The 15,321-nt window shown below is 66.4% G+C and carries 13 protein-coding genes; 10 read left to right on the top strand and 3 right to left on the bottom strand.

From position 1 onward, the window contains the following. Window positions 1–117: 117 nt before the first annotated feature. Both MRBLST15_RS09805 and MRBLST15_RS09800 read right to left on the bottom strand, forming a co-directional pair. On the bottom strand, window positions 118–981 hold the full coding sequence (locus MRBLST15_RS09805) for a pirin family protein (RefSeq protein ID WP_367785796.1): 864 nt from the start codon (window positions 979–981) through the stop codon (window positions 118–120). 632 nt (window positions 982–1,613) lie between these two features. Then, window positions 1,614–3,677, bottom strand: coding sequence for a 3-hydroxyacyl-CoA dehydrogenase NAD-binding domain-containing protein (locus MRBLST15_RS09800; RefSeq protein WP_367785795.1), 2,064 nt, complete (start codon window positions 3,675–3,677; stop codon window positions 1,614–1,616). Window positions 3,678–3,912: 235 nt separating this feature from the next. Here MRBLST15_RS09800 and rpoE point away from each other — a divergent pair, with 235 nt between their 5' ends. The 9 genes from rpoE to recO all read left to right on the top strand — a co-directional run bounded on the left by rpoE (window position 3,913) and on the right by recO (window position 12,564). Then, window positions 3,913–4,533: an RNA polymerase sigma factor RpoE gene (rpoE, locus tag MRBLST15_RS09795; protein ID WP_025877103.1), complete on the top strand. Its 621-nt coding sequence runs from the start codon at window positions 3,913–3,915 to the stop codon at window positions 4,531–4,533. Next, entirely contained in the window at window positions 4,530–5,405 is an 876-nt protein-coding gene (locus tag MRBLST15_RS09790) for an RseA family anti-sigma factor (protein ID WP_367785794.1), read from the top strand. The genes rpoE and MRBLST15_RS09790 overlap by 4 nt, the downstream gene beginning before the upstream one ends. 76 nt (window positions 5,406–5,481) lie before the next feature. Beyond that, window positions 5,482–7,017, top strand: a complete 1,536-nt coding sequence (locus MRBLST15_RS09785) for a DegQ family serine endoprotease (protein ID WP_367785793.1) — start codon at window positions 5,482–5,484, stop codon at window positions 7,015–7,017. Between the two features lie 185 nt (window positions 7,018–7,202). Beyond that, on the top strand, window positions 7,203–8,996 hold the full coding sequence (gene lepA, locus MRBLST15_RS09780; protein WP_162291979.1) for a translation elongation factor 4: 1,794 nt from the start codon (window positions 7,203–7,205) through the stop codon (window positions 8,994–8,996). A gap of 54 nt (window positions 8,997–9,050) precedes the next feature. Further along, window positions 9,051–9,845: a signal peptidase I gene (lepB, locus tag MRBLST15_RS09775; RefSeq protein WP_025877111.1), complete on the top strand. Its 795-nt coding sequence runs from the start codon at window positions 9,051–9,053 to the stop codon at window positions 9,843–9,845. A 34-nt stretch (window positions 9,846–9,879) separates the two neighbouring features. Next, window positions 9,880–10,263, top strand: coding sequence for a DUF4845 domain-containing protein (locus tag MRBLST15_RS09770; protein ID WP_100553201.1), 384 nt, complete (start codon window positions 9,880–9,882; stop codon window positions 10,261–10,263). Continuing rightward, on the top strand, window positions 10,253–10,933 hold the full coding sequence (rnc, locus tag MRBLST15_RS09765; protein ID WP_236512326.1) for a ribonuclease III: 681 nt from the start codon (window positions 10,253–10,255) through the stop codon (window positions 10,931–10,933). The genes MRBLST15_RS09770 and rnc overlap by 11 nt, the downstream gene beginning before the upstream one ends. Further along, on the top strand, window positions 10,930–11,826 hold the full coding sequence (gene era / locus MRBLST15_RS09760) for a GTPase Era (RefSeq protein ID WP_025877117.1): 897 nt from the start codon (window positions 10,930–10,932) through the stop codon (window positions 11,824–11,826). Before rnc ends, era begins: the two co-directional genes overlap by 4 nt. Before the next feature lie 18 nt (window positions 11,827–11,844). Beyond that, the gene (recO, locus tag MRBLST15_RS09755; protein ID WP_367785792.1) at window positions 11,845–12,564 is read left to right on the top strand and encodes a DNA repair protein RecO; all 720 of its coding nucleotides are present in this window, start codon (window positions 11,845–11,847) and stop codon (window positions 12,562–12,564) included. Between the two features lie 561 nt (window positions 12,565–13,125). Here the strand turns inward: recO and MRBLST15_RS09750 are convergent. After that, a complete protein-coding gene (locus tag MRBLST15_RS09750) occupies window positions 13,126–13,848 on the bottom strand; it encodes an Hpt domain-containing response regulator (RefSeq protein WP_265952398.1) in 723 nt (240 codons plus the stop codon). A gap of 128 nt (window positions 13,849–13,976) precedes the next feature. Between MRBLST15_RS09750 and rlmD the strand changes: the two genes are divergently transcribed. Next, complete coding sequence (gene rlmD, locus MRBLST15_RS09745; RefSeq protein ID WP_099818938.1) at window positions 13,977–15,311, top strand: 23S rRNA (uracil(1939)-C(5))-methyltransferase RlmD; 1,335 nt, start codon at window positions 13,977–13,979, stop codon at window positions 15,309–15,311. Window positions 15,312–15,321: the final 10 nt, after the last annotated feature.

The following is a 15,321-nucleotide window of genomic DNA, read 5'->3' as shown; positions in this document are numbered from 1 at the left end:
TGCACTCCTTTGACGGCAGAAAGTGTGATTTATGTCACACTTCAGTGATCAGCGGGTGACTGTAGCGTCAACGCCGGGTGCAGGGATACACCCTCGGATGTGTGCAACACGCGATGCTCAATGCTCGGGCAGGGGAATGAATTCCTTGTCGTCGCCGGGAATGGTGCCGAAACGCCCGGCTTCCCAGTCGTGCTTGGCCTGCTCGATACGTTCCTTCGAACTGGAAACGAAGTTCCACCACAGATGACGCGGACCATCCAGCGGCTCGCCGCCGAACAGCATCGCCTTCACCGGCGTCTTCGCGCGCAGGCGGCCGCGCGCCCCGGTTTCGGGAATCACCAGGTGCTGGGCCGGAATGTCCACGCCATCCAGCTGCGCTTCGCCCTCGAGGATGTACAGCGCACGCTCGCGGTGACCATCATCGATGTCGATCTCTGCATCCGGGTCGAGGTCGATCGCCACGTTGAGGGTGTCGGCGAACACCTTGACCGGCGACTCCTCGCCATAGGCGCGTCCGGCGATCACCCGCAGCCAGGCGCCGTTGCGGCGCTGCTCGGGCAGGGTGGCCGCCGCATGGTGGTAGAACGCCGGTTCGATTTCCTCATGCGACTTCGGCAACGCCACCCAGGTCTGCATGCCGTGGATCGGGTTGTCATGGTCGCGGTCCGGTTGCGGCGTGCGCTCGGAATGGGCGATGCCGCGGCCGGCGGTCATCCAGTTGACGTCACCCGGGCGGATCACCTGGTCCGAACCCAGCGTGTCGCGGTGGCCGATGGCGCCCGACCACAGATAGGTGACGGTGGCCAGGCCGATATGCGGATGCGGGCGCACGTCGATGGCGGTACCAGGGTGCATGAGTGCCGGGCCCATCTGGTCGACGAACACGAACGAACCGATGCTGCGGGCCTGCAGGGTGGGCACTGCACGGCGCACTTCCAGGCCGCCGATGTCGTGTACGCGCGGGGCGATGATGGTGGTCATGCAGGCGTTCTCGCTGGCAGGGATCAAGGCGGTCAGGATCGCACGCTGTCGTGACGGTGGCATTCCCCGTTCGGGTAACAGGTTGTTCCAGCCAACGGCGCAGCCCCTCGTGGCTGTTGGTTGGTTGGTCGCGTAAGGCGGAAGCAGAATCAAAAGCCGCGCTTGGCCGGTCGGGGTGGGTTCGCGGGGGACGCCGTGAATCCGTCCCTGGAGGCTTGGCCGCGGCATCCATGCCGCGGACACCCCCGCGAACCCACCCCGCCCGGCCTCTGACAGTTTCCGTGTGTCGTCCAGCCACGGAGAAGAAAAAAGAAAATCAAAATCAAACGCTGGTCGCTTCGCTCGCATCCACGCATGGCGTGGATCAAGCGTGTCGACCAAGGTCGACACCTACCAACAGCCGCGTGAACCTGTCAGGGGTGGGGCGGTGTCGGGTTGCGGGGTGTCCGCGGCATGGATGCCGCGGCCAAGCCCCCAGGGATGGGTTTACGGCGTCCCCGCAACCCGACACCGCCCCGCCCAACAAACAGAAAAGCCAGAGCCGCTTTGGCTCTGGCTTTTGCTGTAGCTGTTGTTGTTGCCTCTGGCTGTTGTTGTTGCCTCTGCGGGTGCCGGGCCGCAGGCCCGGCCGATCAAACCACCGGTTCGCGCAGGACCGGGTTGTCCCAGCCCGGGCGCGGTGCGAAACGGTCGCCGTGGCGCTGCTGCAGCGCCTTCAGCCGCTCGACGATCGCATCGGCACCGACTGCACGGATGTGCTGGATCGGACCGCCGCGGAACGGTGCGAAACCCGTACCGAAGATCACGCCTGCATCCAGCAGGTCCGCGTCGGCCACCACGCCCTCGTGCAGGCACGCGACTGCCTCGTTCAACAGCGGCAGGATCAGGCGATCTTCCAGATCGGCAGGCGCCTGGTAGTCGCGCGCCACGTCCGGCTTCTTGGCCCGGCCGTTCTCCCAGGTGTAGATGCCCTGGCCATCCTTCTTGCCGCGCTTGTCCGGTTCCACCGTCTGCAGCGCCGCCGGAATCTGCAGGCCCAGGAACGGTGCCAGTTCCTTGCCCACGCCGGCGGCCACGTCCAGGCCCACGGTGTCGATCAGTTCGATCGGGCCCATCGGCATGCCGAACTTCACCGCCGCCTTGTCGATCACCGGCCCCGGAATGCCTTCGGCATACGCGGTAGCGGCTTCCAGCATGTACGGGAACAGCACGCGGTTGACCAGGAAGCCGGGGGTGCCGGCCACCGGCACCGGGAACTTGCCCAGCGCCTTGCAGAAGGCCGCCAGGCGGCGCTCGGTCTCAGGCGCCATGCCGTCATGGTGGATGATCTCCACCAGCGGCATCTGTGCCACCGGGTTGAAGTAATGCAGGCCGGCGAACTGCGCCGGACGCTGGATGTGATCGCGCAGTTCCACCAGCGGAATCGACGAAGTGTTGGTGGTCAGCAACGCGTCGAGCTTCATCTTCGGCTCCAGCGTCTGGTACAGCGCACGCTTGGCTTCCGGGTTCTCGATGATCGCCTCGATCACCAGATCGGCCTGCGCCACGCCGTTGCCTTCCAGATCGGCACGCAGGCGCGCGGCTACGGCCGGGCGCTTGCTCTCGTCACGCACCTTCTTGGCAAACAGTGCCTGCGCGCGTTCCATGGCCGGGTCGATGAAACGCTGCTCGCGGTCCTGCAGGGTCACGTCGAAGCCCTTGTAGGCGGCCCACGCCGCGATGTCACCGCCCATCACGCCAGCACCGACCACGTGCACGTGGCGGATGCCGGAATCGCCACCGCCCAGGCCTTTCAGGCGTTCGGTGAGGAAGAAGATGCGGATCAGGTTGCGCGCGGTCGGCGTGCTGGCCAGCTTCACCACGGCGCGTCGTTCGGCATCCAGGCGTGCCTGCACCGGCTTGCCGCCGCTGCGCTGCCAGGTGCTGATCAATGCATACGGCGCCGGGTACTGGTCCTTCTTCGCCTTGCGCGCGACCTGCTTGACCATCTGCGGTGCCAGCAGCTGGCGTGCAAGCCAGGTATTGGTCGCCCACGCCGTCGCGCGCTGCTTGAACGGGCGGGTGGTGCCGGACAAGGCCAGCGCCACGGCGGTGTCGAGCACTACGGCCGGTGCCACCACCTTGTCGACCAGGCCGATGCCGCGTGCGGCCGAGGCCGACAGCGTGCGTCCGGTCAGCATCATTTCCATCGCCGCTGGCGCACCGACCAGCTGCGGCAGGCGTGCGCTGCCACCCCAGCCCGGGAAGATGCCCAGCTGGGTTTCCGGCAGGCCGATGCGGGTGGAGCTGTCATTGGACGCGACGCGGTAGCGGCAGGCCAGGGCCAGTTCGGTACCGCCGCCCAGGCAATGGCCATGGATGGCGGCCACGGTCGGGCAGGGCAGCTCAGCAAGCTTCTGGTAGGTCGACTGGCCACGGCGGATGGCATCGTTGACGGTGCCGCGGCGATCGAATTCCTGGAATTCCTTCAGGTCGGCGCCGGCGATGAAGCCTGCCTTCTTGATCGACTGGATCACCACGCCCTTGGGCGGGTCCATGGCGATGCGTTCAAGCAGATCGCCCAGCTCCAGCAGTACATCCTGCGACATTGCGTTGACACTGCTGTCCTGACGATCAAGGGAGAGGACCACCACGCCATCGTCGCGGATCTCGGGGTGCCAGTGGCTGAAGCGGAGACCATCGAAGCTTGAGAGCATGGACGTTCCATCCGGTTGTGTATGGAGAAGGGGGCTATGATCCAGAGGTTGTTTCCCCCGCGTCAAATCCCAATAGCAGGGGTGTGGCGCCCCGGATCGCAGGCCTTGGACCGGAACGTTAACGGAACGGTGGTTAAAAGCTGGTGCGGCGCCAGGTGATCGGCGACTGAACTTTTCCCGGGATTGGCAGTCTCATTGCCCGACGTCGGTTGGGCTGACAGGAGTGCGGCCCCTCATGGCCGATGTTGATACACCACAGGAGCTGGATCTGGAACTGGTCCGGCGCGTGCAGCACGGCGAGAGTGCCGCCTTCGATGTCCTGGTGCGCAAGTACCAGCATCGGGTCGTGGCCCTGGTCGGTCGCTACATCGCCGACTGGAGTGAATGTCAGGACGTGGCCCAGGACACTTTCATCCGTGCTTACCGTGCGATTGGAAGCTTCCGCGGCGACGCCCAGTTCTCAACCTGGTTGCATCGGATCGCCGTGAATACCGCCAAAAATCATCTGGCTTCGCACAATCGCCGCCCGCCGACCGATGACATCGACATCGGCGACGCCGAGCAGTTCGACAGCGGGACACGCCTGCGCGACACCGACACGCCCGAGCGCGAGTTGATGCGCCAGGAGCTGGAACAGACGGTGATGAAGGCCGTCAACGCGCTGCCGGAAGAACTCCGGTCAGCGATCACCCTGCGCGAGGTGGAAGGCCTGAGCTACGAGGAAATCGCGCAGAAGATGGGGTGCCCGATCGGCACCGTGCGTTCCCGGATCTTCCGGGCGCGCGAGGCGATCGACACCGAACTCCGGCCGCTGTTGGACATCGGCAGCGCCACCCGCGAGAAGAGCCGTATATGACCCGCATTCCGAACAACGAATCGCACAACCACCAGTCTCCCGCCGGGCAACGCCTGGACGAACGCCATCGCCAGCAGTTGTCGGCACTGGTTGACGGCGAGCTGGGTGCAGACGAGGCGCGCTTCCTGGTGCGCCGCATGGAACACGATCCGGAACTGGCCGGCTGCCAGGAGCGTTGGCAGCTGCTGGGTGACGTCATGCGTGGCCAGGCGTCACTGCTGGCACCGGCCGGTTTCAGTGCTGCCGTGGCTGCAGCCATCGCCACCGAGCCTGCGCCGCTGGCCGAGCCGAAGCGTCAGGCCCGCCGCAGTGGCTGGCGTGCCTGGGGGGGCGGCGCACTGGCGGCTTCGGTTGCTGCCGTGGCGCTGTTCGTCGGCCGTGAAAAGCTGCAGGAGGCGCCGCCTGTCGATGTCTCCGCACCACAGGTGATCGCCAGCCAGGCGCAGTTGCCGCCGGCATCAGCGCAGCCCGCGGCTGTCACCGAGGCCTCGGTGGACACCGCCGCGATGGCCGTGGCCAGTGTGCCGGCGGTGGCCATGGCCGCAGCCAGCCGTCGCCAGGACGCGCGCCGCGCCAGTGCCACCCGCAGCCAGCAGGCCGCACGCGTGGCCCAGCGCGATGACACCCCGTTGCGCGCGGTCGCCAGCCAGGCGCCGCTGACCCCGACCGTGCCGGCCGGTAGCGCGCGCAACCTGCCATTTGGCGAGGTCGGCAGCCTGCAGGCACGGCCGTGGCCGCGCTCCAGCCTGGCGCCCGCCGCCGGTGGCGCCCTCAACGCCAGCTTCCCGGCCCATGCCGGCGGCGCCGCGTTCTATCCGTTCGAGCCGCGCCTGCAGGATGATCTGCCGGCGCCGCAGCGCCCGCGCGACTGAGCCGGGTAACGTCACACGCCCCGCCGTCAGCGGGGCGCTTCTTTCCCTCTACATCCGACCCGGAGGTTGCCGTCCGATGACTCCCCGACTCCGCACACAGGCCATTGGCCTGTTCGCCCTGACCCTGCCGCTGGTGGCCTGCGCCCAACCGGCGGCGCCGACCGCCCCGCCGCAGGCCGCCGCCGCCGCGGCGCCGCGCGCACCGGCGCAACCGCTGGTCAGCGGTCTGCCTGATTTCACCAATCTGGTGGAACAGGTCGGCCCCGGCGTGGTCAACGTCGATACCACCATCGTCCGCAGCAACCGGCAGGCACGCGGTGGCATGGGCCCGGGCGATGACGAGATGCCCGAGTTCTTCCGCCGCTTCTTCGGCCCGGATTTCCCGATGCCGGGGCAAGGGCCCGGCGGCCAGGACGGTGGACCCAGCATCAAGGGCCGCGGCATGGGCTCGGGCTTCATCATTTCGCCTGACGGCTACGTGCTGACCAACTACCACGTGGTCGCCGACGCCAGCGAAGTGAAGGTCAAGCTCGGCGATCGTCGCGAGTTCACCGCCAAGGTGGTCGGCAGCGACCAGCAGTACGACGTGGCCCTGTTGAAGATCGACGGCAAGAACCTGCCGACCGTGCGCGTGGGTGATTCCAACAGCCTGAAGCCCGGCCAGTGGGTTGTCGCGATCGGTTCACCGTTCGGCCTCGACCACTCGGTAACCGCTGGCGTGGTCAGTGCCCTCGGCCGCAACACCGGTGGGCCGGATCAACGCTATGTGCCATTCATCCAGACCGACGTGGCGATCAACCAGGGCAATTCCGGCGGCCCGTTGCTGAATACCCGTGGTGAAGTGGTCGGCATCAACTCGCAGATCTTCTCGGCCTCGGGCGGCTACATGGGCATCAGCTTCGCGATCCCTATCGACCTGGCGATGAGCGCGGTCGAGCAGATCAAGAAGACCGGCAAGGTCACCCGTGGCCAGCTCGGCGCGGTGGTGCAGGAGATCGACGGCCTGAAGGCACAGGCCATGGGCCTGCCCGACAGCCGCGGCGCGCTGGTCAACCAGATCGTGCCGGACAGCGCTGCGGCCAAGGCCGGGGTCAAGATAGGTGACGTGATCCGCACGGTGAACGGCGCCCCGGTCAACAGCTGGTCCGATCTGCCGCCGCTGATCGGTGCGATGGCACCGGGCAGCCGGGTCACTCTGGGTGTGATCCGCGACGGCAAGCCGCGTGACCTGAGCGCGACCCTGACCGCTTTGGCAGAGGATGCGCAGGGCAATGCCCGCGGCCCGTCCGCAGGCAATGACACGGCCACTCCGCAGACCGGCGCCAATGCCCTGCTGGGGCTGGACGTTGCCGACCTGACCGCGCCGCAGCGCAAGCAGCTGGGTCTTGAGGCGGGCGAAGGTGTCCGCATCACCGCAGTGAAGGGCGAAGGCGCCCGTGATGCCGGCCTGTCGGGCGGCATGGTGATCCTGCAGGTGGCCAGTACCCCGGTCGGCAGCGTGGAAACCCTGAACCGTGCACTTTCCGGGTACAAGAAGGGTGACGTGGTCATGCTGCTGGTCCGTACCGGCAGCGGCAACAGCGCCTTCGTGGCGGTCAAGGCCGGCCCGTAACAACGGATGGCCGCCTTCACGGCGGCCCATGTGGTATCCCCGAAGCCCCGCCCCGGCGGGGCTTCGGCCATTCCGGGGCTTGCCCGGACAGGCCAACCACGCGGTCACCCTCCGGGCATGCGATAATCGACCGTTACCCTGACGACGCCGCGCGCCGCCGCCACCTCTCTATGTCCTCTGATTCGATGCGGAACATCCGCAACTTCTCCATCATCGCCCACGTCGACCACGGCAAGTCCACGCTGGCCGACCGCATCATCCAGCTCTGTGGCGGCCTCCAGGCCCGCGAGATGGAAGCGCAGGTGCTCGACTCCAACCCGATCGAGCGCGAGCGTGGCATCACCATCAAGGCGCAGTCGGTGTCGCTGCCGTACGTGGCGAAGGACGGTCAGACCTACCATCTGAACTTCATCGACACCCCCGGCCACGTCGACTTCTCCTATGAAGTCAGCCGCTCGCTGGCCGCCTGCGAAGGCGCGCTGCTGGTGGTCGATGCGGCGCAGGGTGTGGAGGCGCAGTCGGTGGCCAACTGCTACACCGCGGTGGAGCAGGGGCTGGAAGTGGTGCCGGTGATCAACAAGATCGACCTGCCCACCGCCGATATCGAGCGCGCCAAGGCCGAGATCGAGGCCGTGATCGGCATCGATGCCAGCGACGCGGTCCCGGTCAGTGCCAAGACCGGCCTGAACGTGGTCGATGTGCTGGAAGCGATCGTGCATCGCATTCCGCCGCCGGTGCCGCGTGATACCGACAAGCTGCAGGCGCTGATCATCGACTCGTGGTTCGACAACTACCTGGGCGTGGTCTCGCTGGTGCGCGTGATGCAGGGCGAGATCAAGGCCGGCGACAAGCTGCAGGTGATGTCCACCGGCCGCAACCACCAGGTCGACAACGTCGGTGTGTTCACCCCCAAGCGCAAGGTGCTGCCAGCACTGCGCGCGGGCGAGGTGGGCTGGGTCACCGCCAGCATCAAGGACGTGCACGGCGCGCCCGTCGGTGACACCCTCACCCTCGCTGCCGACCCGGCGCCGAAGCCGCTGCCGGGCTTCCAGGAAATGCAGCCGCGCGTTTTCGCCGGCCTGTTCCCGGTCGATGCCGAGGATTACCCGGATCTGCGCGAAGCGCTGGACAAGCTGCGCCTGAACGATGCCGCGCTGCGCTTCGAGCCGGAAAGCTCCGAAGCGATGGGCTTTGGTTTCCGCTGCGGCTTCCTCGGCATGCTGCACATGGAAATCGTGCAGGAACGCCTGGAGCGCGAATACAACCTGGACCTGATCAGCACCGCGCCGACGGTGGTGTATGAAGTCCTGAAGACCGACGGCACGATCATCAACATGGACAACCCGGCCAAGCTGCCGCCGGTGAACCATGTGCAGGAGATCCGCGAGCCGATCATCCGCGCCAACGTGCTCACCCCCGAGGAGTACATCGGCAACATCATCAAGCTGTGCGAAGAAAAGCGCGGCAGCCAGCTCGGCATCAACTACCTGGGCAGCCAGGTGCAGATCAGCTACGAGCTGCCGATGGCCGAAGTGGTGCTGGACTTCTTCGACAAGCTGAAGTCGGTCAGCCGTGGCTATGCCTCGCTGGACTACCACTTCGTGCGCTTCGATGCCGGTCCGTTCGTGCGCGTTGACGTGCTGATCAACGGCGACAAGGTCGATGCGCTGTCGCTGATCGTGCACCGCAGCCATGCCGATCGTCGTGGTCGCGAGCTGTGCGAGAAGATGAAGGACCTGATCCCGCGCCAGCAGTTCGACGTGGCCATCCAGGCTGCCGTCGGCTCGCAGATCATCTCGCGCACCACGGTCAAGGCCATGCGCAAGAACGTTCTGGCCAAGTGCTATGGTGGCGACGTTTCGCGCAAGAAGAAGCTTCTGGAAAAGCAGAAGGAAGGCAAGAAGCGCATGAAGCAGGTCGGCCGCGTGGAAATTCCGCAGGAAGCCTTCCTGGCCGTGCTGCAGATGGACAACAAATAAGCCCCGAAACCGGCCTGCGGGCCGATCGTCCGGTGACGTTGCAAAGGACCCTGAATGAAACTGTTTGAGATCCTCCTGGTCGTGCTGACCCTGGCCTCCGGCCTGATCCTGCTGGCCGACAAGCTGTACCTGGCCAAGCGTCGCGCCCAGCGCGCCGGCCTGCTCGACACCGAGCCGGTGCTGGTGGACTACTCGCGTGCGTTCTTCCCGGTGCTGGCGATCGTGCTGATCGTGCGCAGCTTCATCGCCGAGCCGTACAAGATCCCGTCCAGCTCGATGATGCCGAACCTGCTGATCGGCGATTTCATCCTGGTCAACAAGTTCTCCTACGGCCTGCGCCTGCCGATCACCAATACCCGCTTCGTGCCGGTCGGTGATCCGGCCCGCGGCGACGTGGTGGTGTTCCACTTCCCCGGCCATGGCGACAACGACCCGGCCAAGGGCGAGAACTTCATCAAGCGCGTGATCGGCGTGCCGGGCGACACCGTCGTGTTCGAAGGCGACGGCGTGATCCTCAACGGCGAACCGCTGAAGTACGACAACAAGGGCATCTACGCCGGCCACAAGGGCCAGGGCGAGGGTGCCAACCTGCTGGTCGAGCACCTGCCGGGCCGTACGCATACCGTGCTGGAGACCGACTATCCGCGTGGCCAGGGCCAGTGGACCGTACCGGCCGGCAAGTACCTGGTGATGGGCGACAATCGTGACAACAGCGACGACGGCCGTTTCTGGGGCCTGCTGCCGGAAGAGAACCTGCGCGGCAAGGCATTCCTGATCTGGCTGAACTGCCAGGGATGGTTCTGCAAGGACGGCTTCGAACCGTCGCGTATCGGCTCGAGCATCAACTGACTTCACATCCACTCGCGTATCTGGGGAGAACGCAATGAAGACGATGAACACGCAGCGCGGCATGACCCTGACTTCGTTCCTGGTAGTCCTGATCGTGGTCGGGTTCTTCCTTTACGTTGGCATGAAGCTGTTCCCGATGTACCAGGAGTATTACGCGGTGCGCTCGGCGATGAAGAGCCTGGCCAAGGAACCCGGTATCGGCAGCATGGCGCCGGCCAACATCCAGGACCTGTTCTTCAAGCGGCTGTACATCAACTACTCGGACAACGTGAAGCCGGCCAACGTCAAGTTCGATCGTCGCGACAATGGCTGGACCCTCAAGGTCAACTACGAAGTGCGCCGCCCGCTGGTCGGCAACCTGGATGTGGTTGGCAAATTCGATTCTTCCCAGGACCTGACCCGTAGCGGTGCCGAATAAATCTTTCCAACGTGAAGACCTGATCGGTCACACCTTCCGCGATCCAGGCCTGCTCAAGCAGGCGCTGACCCATCGCAGTGCCGGCGCGCCGCATAACGAGCGGCTGGAGTTCCTCGGCGACAGCATCGTCAACATGATGGTCGCCGAGGCGTTGTACCTGCGCTGGCCCAAGGCGGACGAAGGCGCGATGACCCGCGCCCGCGCCGAGCTGGTGCGCGAAGGCGCGCTGGCGGTGATCGCGCGGACCCTGCAGCTGGGTGACCGGCTGACCATGGGGCCTGGCGAAATGAAGTCCGGCGGCCATCGCCGCGACTCGACCCTGGCCGATGCATTCGAGGCCGTGGTTGCGGCGATCTACCTGGATGCCGGCTTTGAAGCCTGCCGGGCGATGGTCCTGCCCTGGTTTGCCGCCTCGATGGAGGCGCTGCCGGCCACCGGGCGACCGGAGAAGGACCCCAAGACCCGCCTGCAGGAATGGCTGCAGGGCCGACAGAAGGCGTTGCCCCAGTACGAACTGGTGTCAGAATCCGGTGACGACCACGCCAAACACTTCCGGGTACGCTGCAACGTAGCCGACCCCGCCGCCAGCACCGAGGGCGAAGGCTCCTCGCGGCGGATCGCCGAACAACAAGCGGCTGCGGCCGTCCTTGAACAACTGGATTCCAAGTGAGCGAACAAACTCCCCATCATTGCGGCAGCGTGGCCGTCATCGGCCGCCCGAACGTGGGCAAATCGACCCTGACCAATGCGTTGGTCGGGGCCAAGGTCAGCATCGTGTCCAACCGGCCGCAGACCACCCGTCACCGCCTTCTGGGCATCGCCACCTACCCGGAAGGGCAGCTGGTGCTGGTCGACACGCCCGGCCTGCACAAGGTGCAGAAGCGTGCGATGAACCGGGTCATGAACCGCGCCGCGCGCGGTTCGCTGGAAGGCGTTGACGCCGGCCTGCTGGTGATCGAAGCCGGACGCTGGGACGAAGAGGACAGCCTGGCCTTCAACGTGCTGCGTGACGCCGGTATTCCGGTGGTGCTGGTGGTCAACAAGATCGACCGCATGAAGGACAAGGGCGCACTGCTGCCGTTCCTGCAGGAAGTGACCGCCGGCCGTGACTTCTCGTCGGTGCATCCGATTTCGGCGCAGAAGCGCAACGGTCTGGAAGCCCTGGTCCGTGATGTGCTGGCGCTGTTGCCGGAAGCTCCGCCGATGTTCGGCGAAGACGAAATCACCGACCGCAGCCAGCGCTTCCTGGCTGGCGAACTGGTGCGTGAACAGCTGATGCGCCAGCTGGGCGAAGAGCTGCCGTACGCCACCACCGTGGAGATCGAGCGCTTCACCGAGGACGGCAACCTGCTGCGCATCGGTGCGGTGATCTGGGTCGAGCGCGAAGGCCAGAAGGCGATCGTGATCGGCAAGGGCGGTACCCGCCTGAAGGAGATCGGGGCCAAGTCCCGCCTGCAGATGGAGCGTCTGTTCGGCGCCAAGGTGTTCCTGGAAACCTGGGTGCGCGTGCGTGAGGGCTGGTCTGATGACGAGGCCGCGCTGAAGGCCTTCGGCTACGAATAAGCCGCGACGGTCGCTTCGATGCTGATCGAGGACGACACTGGCTTCGTGCTGCATGCGCGGGCCTATCGCGAGACCAGCCTGCTGGTCGAGGTATTGAGCGCCGAGCACGGCCGGATCGGCCTGCTCGCGCGTGGTGTTTCCACTGCCAAGGGGCAGGTGCTGCGAGCGGCCCTGCAGCCCCTGCAGTGGATCCGCTTCAGCGCGTTGCAGCGTGGCGAACTGGCCCAGCTGCGCGGTGCTGAAGCGCTGGATGTGGCGCCGCGCCTGCTTGGCCAGGCCATGCTGGCCGGGTTCTATCTAAGTGAATTGACCCTGCGCCTGGCACCGCGCCAGGATCCGCTGCCCGAGCTGTACCTGGCCTACGGCGAAGCGCGTGCGCGCCTGGCCGTGGGTGCCGGACTGGCCTGGACCCTGCGTCGTTTCGAACGCGAGCTGCTGGCGGCGCTGGGCGTGGGCTTCGATCTGGAGACCGCCAGCGATGGCCAGCCGATCGACCCGGCGGCGCGCTATGAGCTGGACCCGCAGGAAGGACCGCAGCGCCTGCTCAGTGAGCGTGGCGGCGAACGTCGCGCGGCGGCTACCGGCTCGGCACTGTTGGCCCTCGCAGCCGACGACGAACCGGACGCCGCCGATCTGGCCAGTCTGCGCCTGCCGATGCGTCGGGTGCTGTCCCATCACCTTGGCGCGCGCGGGTTGAAGTCGTGGGAGATGCTGGAGCAGCTGGCGCCCAGGCGCTGAGTGTGGGTGTCCGGCAGGGCTGCGCCCTGCACCTGCAGAGGCCGGAGCAACGGCAACGGCAACGGCTGAAGCAAAAGCGGGCGATCCGTGGGATGGCGGGGTGGCTCCGGTTGCGGGGGGCGCCGTGAATACGTCCCTGTAGGCTCGGTCGCGCCATCCATGGCGCTCACGCCCCGCAACCGGACCCACCCCGCCTTCGACAGATTTCTGCGATCTGTCGGGATGGCATGGCCTGCTCTTGGTGGGTGTCGACCTTGGTCGACACGTAGATCCACGCCAAGCGTGGATGCTCTTCGTTCAATTGTCGAAATATTCGATTTCGATGGATTCATCCACGCATGGCGTGGATCTACCAGACAACGGGAAACTGTCAGGGGTGGGGCGGCATGGGTTGGCAGGACCGTTGGCGCCATGGATGGCGCCATCGAGCCCCCATGGCTGGGTTTACGGCGTGTCCTGCCAGCCCATGCCGCCCCGCCATCCCGCAGGAAGCCGCTTTGGCTTTGGCCGTTGCTCCGGCTGTTGCCTCTGCGGGTGCCGGGCGCAGCCCGGCCGAACCCTTCAGTGCAGCAGAGCCGCTACGGCGGCGCGGAACCCCGCCTGTGCCTGCCCCGATTCGGGCATGTGATGCAGCTGCCGCACCGCGCGTGCCAGTCGCGCTGCACCCACGAACCCGCAGCTGGCCTGCAACCGGTGCAGCTGGCTGCGCAGCTGGCGTTCGTCATGCTGGTCCACGGCCTGTTCGACCGCGTCGCGCACGCCCGGCAGTTCGGCCAGGAACAGTTCGCGCAGGGCGATCAAGTGGTTGCGCTGGCCATTGAGCGCGGCCAGGGCGGCGGTTTCGTCCCAGTCCTCCAGCGCCAGCTCGACCGCCGCTGGCGGCACCGTGGAACCGCCGGGGCTGTTGACCAGCGCACGACGGACCGCCTTCAGCAGCTGGTCGCGGCCCAGCGGCTTGACCAGGGTGTCGCTGAAGCCGGCCTCACGCAGGCGTGCGTGAATGGCGGCATCGCCGTCGGCGGTATGCGCAAGCGCCGGGGTGTCCGGGTGCGAGCGGCGCAGCTGGTGCAACAGCTGGGCACCATTGCCATCGGGCAGGTTGACGTCGATCAGCCATAGATCGTGGGCACCGGGCTCGGCGCGTGCCAAAGCGCTGGCCAGTGAATCGGCGGTGTCCACATCCGCTGGTAACGTTTCCAACGCCGCTTTGAAAAAACCGCGGCTGATGATGTCGTCCTCGACAAGCAGGAAGCGGGGTCGACTGGCCCGCGGGGTCATCTGCATCAGGGCTGCCTCCATGTCAGCTGGGGTCAATCATCAAGCACGGCGGCGGCGGGCGCAAGCGGCCAGCGGCCCCGCCGGTCAGGATCTGCGACAATACCGCCCCACTTTTGCCCGCAGCCTGTTGCCACGTGGCCCGATCCCGCTCCCGCATCGACCGTACTCCCTTCCAGACCGAGATCCTCGACCTCAGCCATGATGGTCGCGGTGTTGCCCGCCGTGAAGGCGAGGGCGGCAAGGTCACCTTCATCAGCGGCGCCCTGCCGGGCGAAGTGGTGATGGCCGAACAGACCGCCCGCAGCCGCCACTTCGATGAGGCGCGCACGGTGCAGGTGCTGCAGGCCTCGCCGCAGCGGGTCACCCCCAAGTGCCCGCATTTCGGCACCTGCGCCGGCTGCGTGCTGCAGCACCTGGATGAAGACCAGCAGATCGTCGCCAAGCAGCGCGTGCTGATGGACAACCTGGAGCGCATCGGCCATGTGAAGCCGGGCACCGTGCTGCCGCCGCTGGTCGGCGACAGCTGGGGCTACCGCCGCAAGGGTCGGTTCTCGGTGCGCCGGGTCGAGAAGAAGGACAAGACCCTGGTCGGCTTCCGCGAGCAGGACCCGCGCTTCGTCGCGGACCTGCAGCAGTGCCTGACCGTGATCCCGGAAATCGGCACCAAGGTGGAGGTGCTGTCGACCTTCATCGAATCCCTGGACGGCAAGCGCGACATCCCGCAGATCGAGTTCATCGCCGGTGACCAGGCCGTGGTGCTGACCGTGCGCCACCTGCAGCCGCTGAGTGACGCCGATCGCGCTGCCTGGGCAGCCTTTGGCCAGCAGCAGGGCTTTGTCATCTACCTGCAGTCGGGTGGCGTGGACACCGTGCAGCCGCTGGACGGGCAGGGCGTGGCGCTGTCGTTCCGGCTGGCGCCGTGGGATGTCGAACTGGCGTTCCGTCCTCTGGATTTCATCCAGGTCAATGCCAAGCTCAACGAGAAGATGATCGCCCACGCGCTGGACCTGCTTGAGCCGGGTGCCGACGAGCGCGTGCTGGACCTGTTCTGTGGCCTGGGCAACTTCACCCTGCCGCTGGCGCGCAAGGTGCGTGAAGTGGTGGGCGTGGAAGGTGATGCCGGGCTGGTGGCGCGTGCGCGCGAGAACGCCGAGCGCAACGGACTGGCCAACGCGCAGTTCTACAGCGCCGACCTGACCCAGGACCAGCGCAGCACGCCGTGGATGCGCCAGGGCTTCGACAAGCTGCTGCTGGATCCGCCGCGTTCCGGTGCCATCGAAGTGCTGCAGCAGCTGCCGTTGAAGCAGTTCAAGCGCATCGTCTATGTCAGCTGCCATCCGGGCTCGCTGGCCCGCGATGCCGGCTACCTGGTCAACGAACAGGGCTTCACCCTGGTCAGCGCCGGTGCGATGGACATGTTCCCGCATACCGCGCACGTGGAAAGCATCGCGGTGTTCGAAAAGCGTTGATGCCTGCGGC

Origin of the sequence: Stenotrophomonas sp. LST15-1-1.1 (assembly GCF_040815575.1) — a bacterium.
Lineage (GTDB): Bacteria > Pseudomonadota > Gammaproteobacteria > Xanthomonadales > Xanthomonadaceae > Stenotrophomonas > Stenotrophomonas lactitubi_B.
The sequence above is the reverse complement of the archived record's forward strand: the minus strand, read 5'-3'. Positions and strand labels throughout refer to the sequence as shown.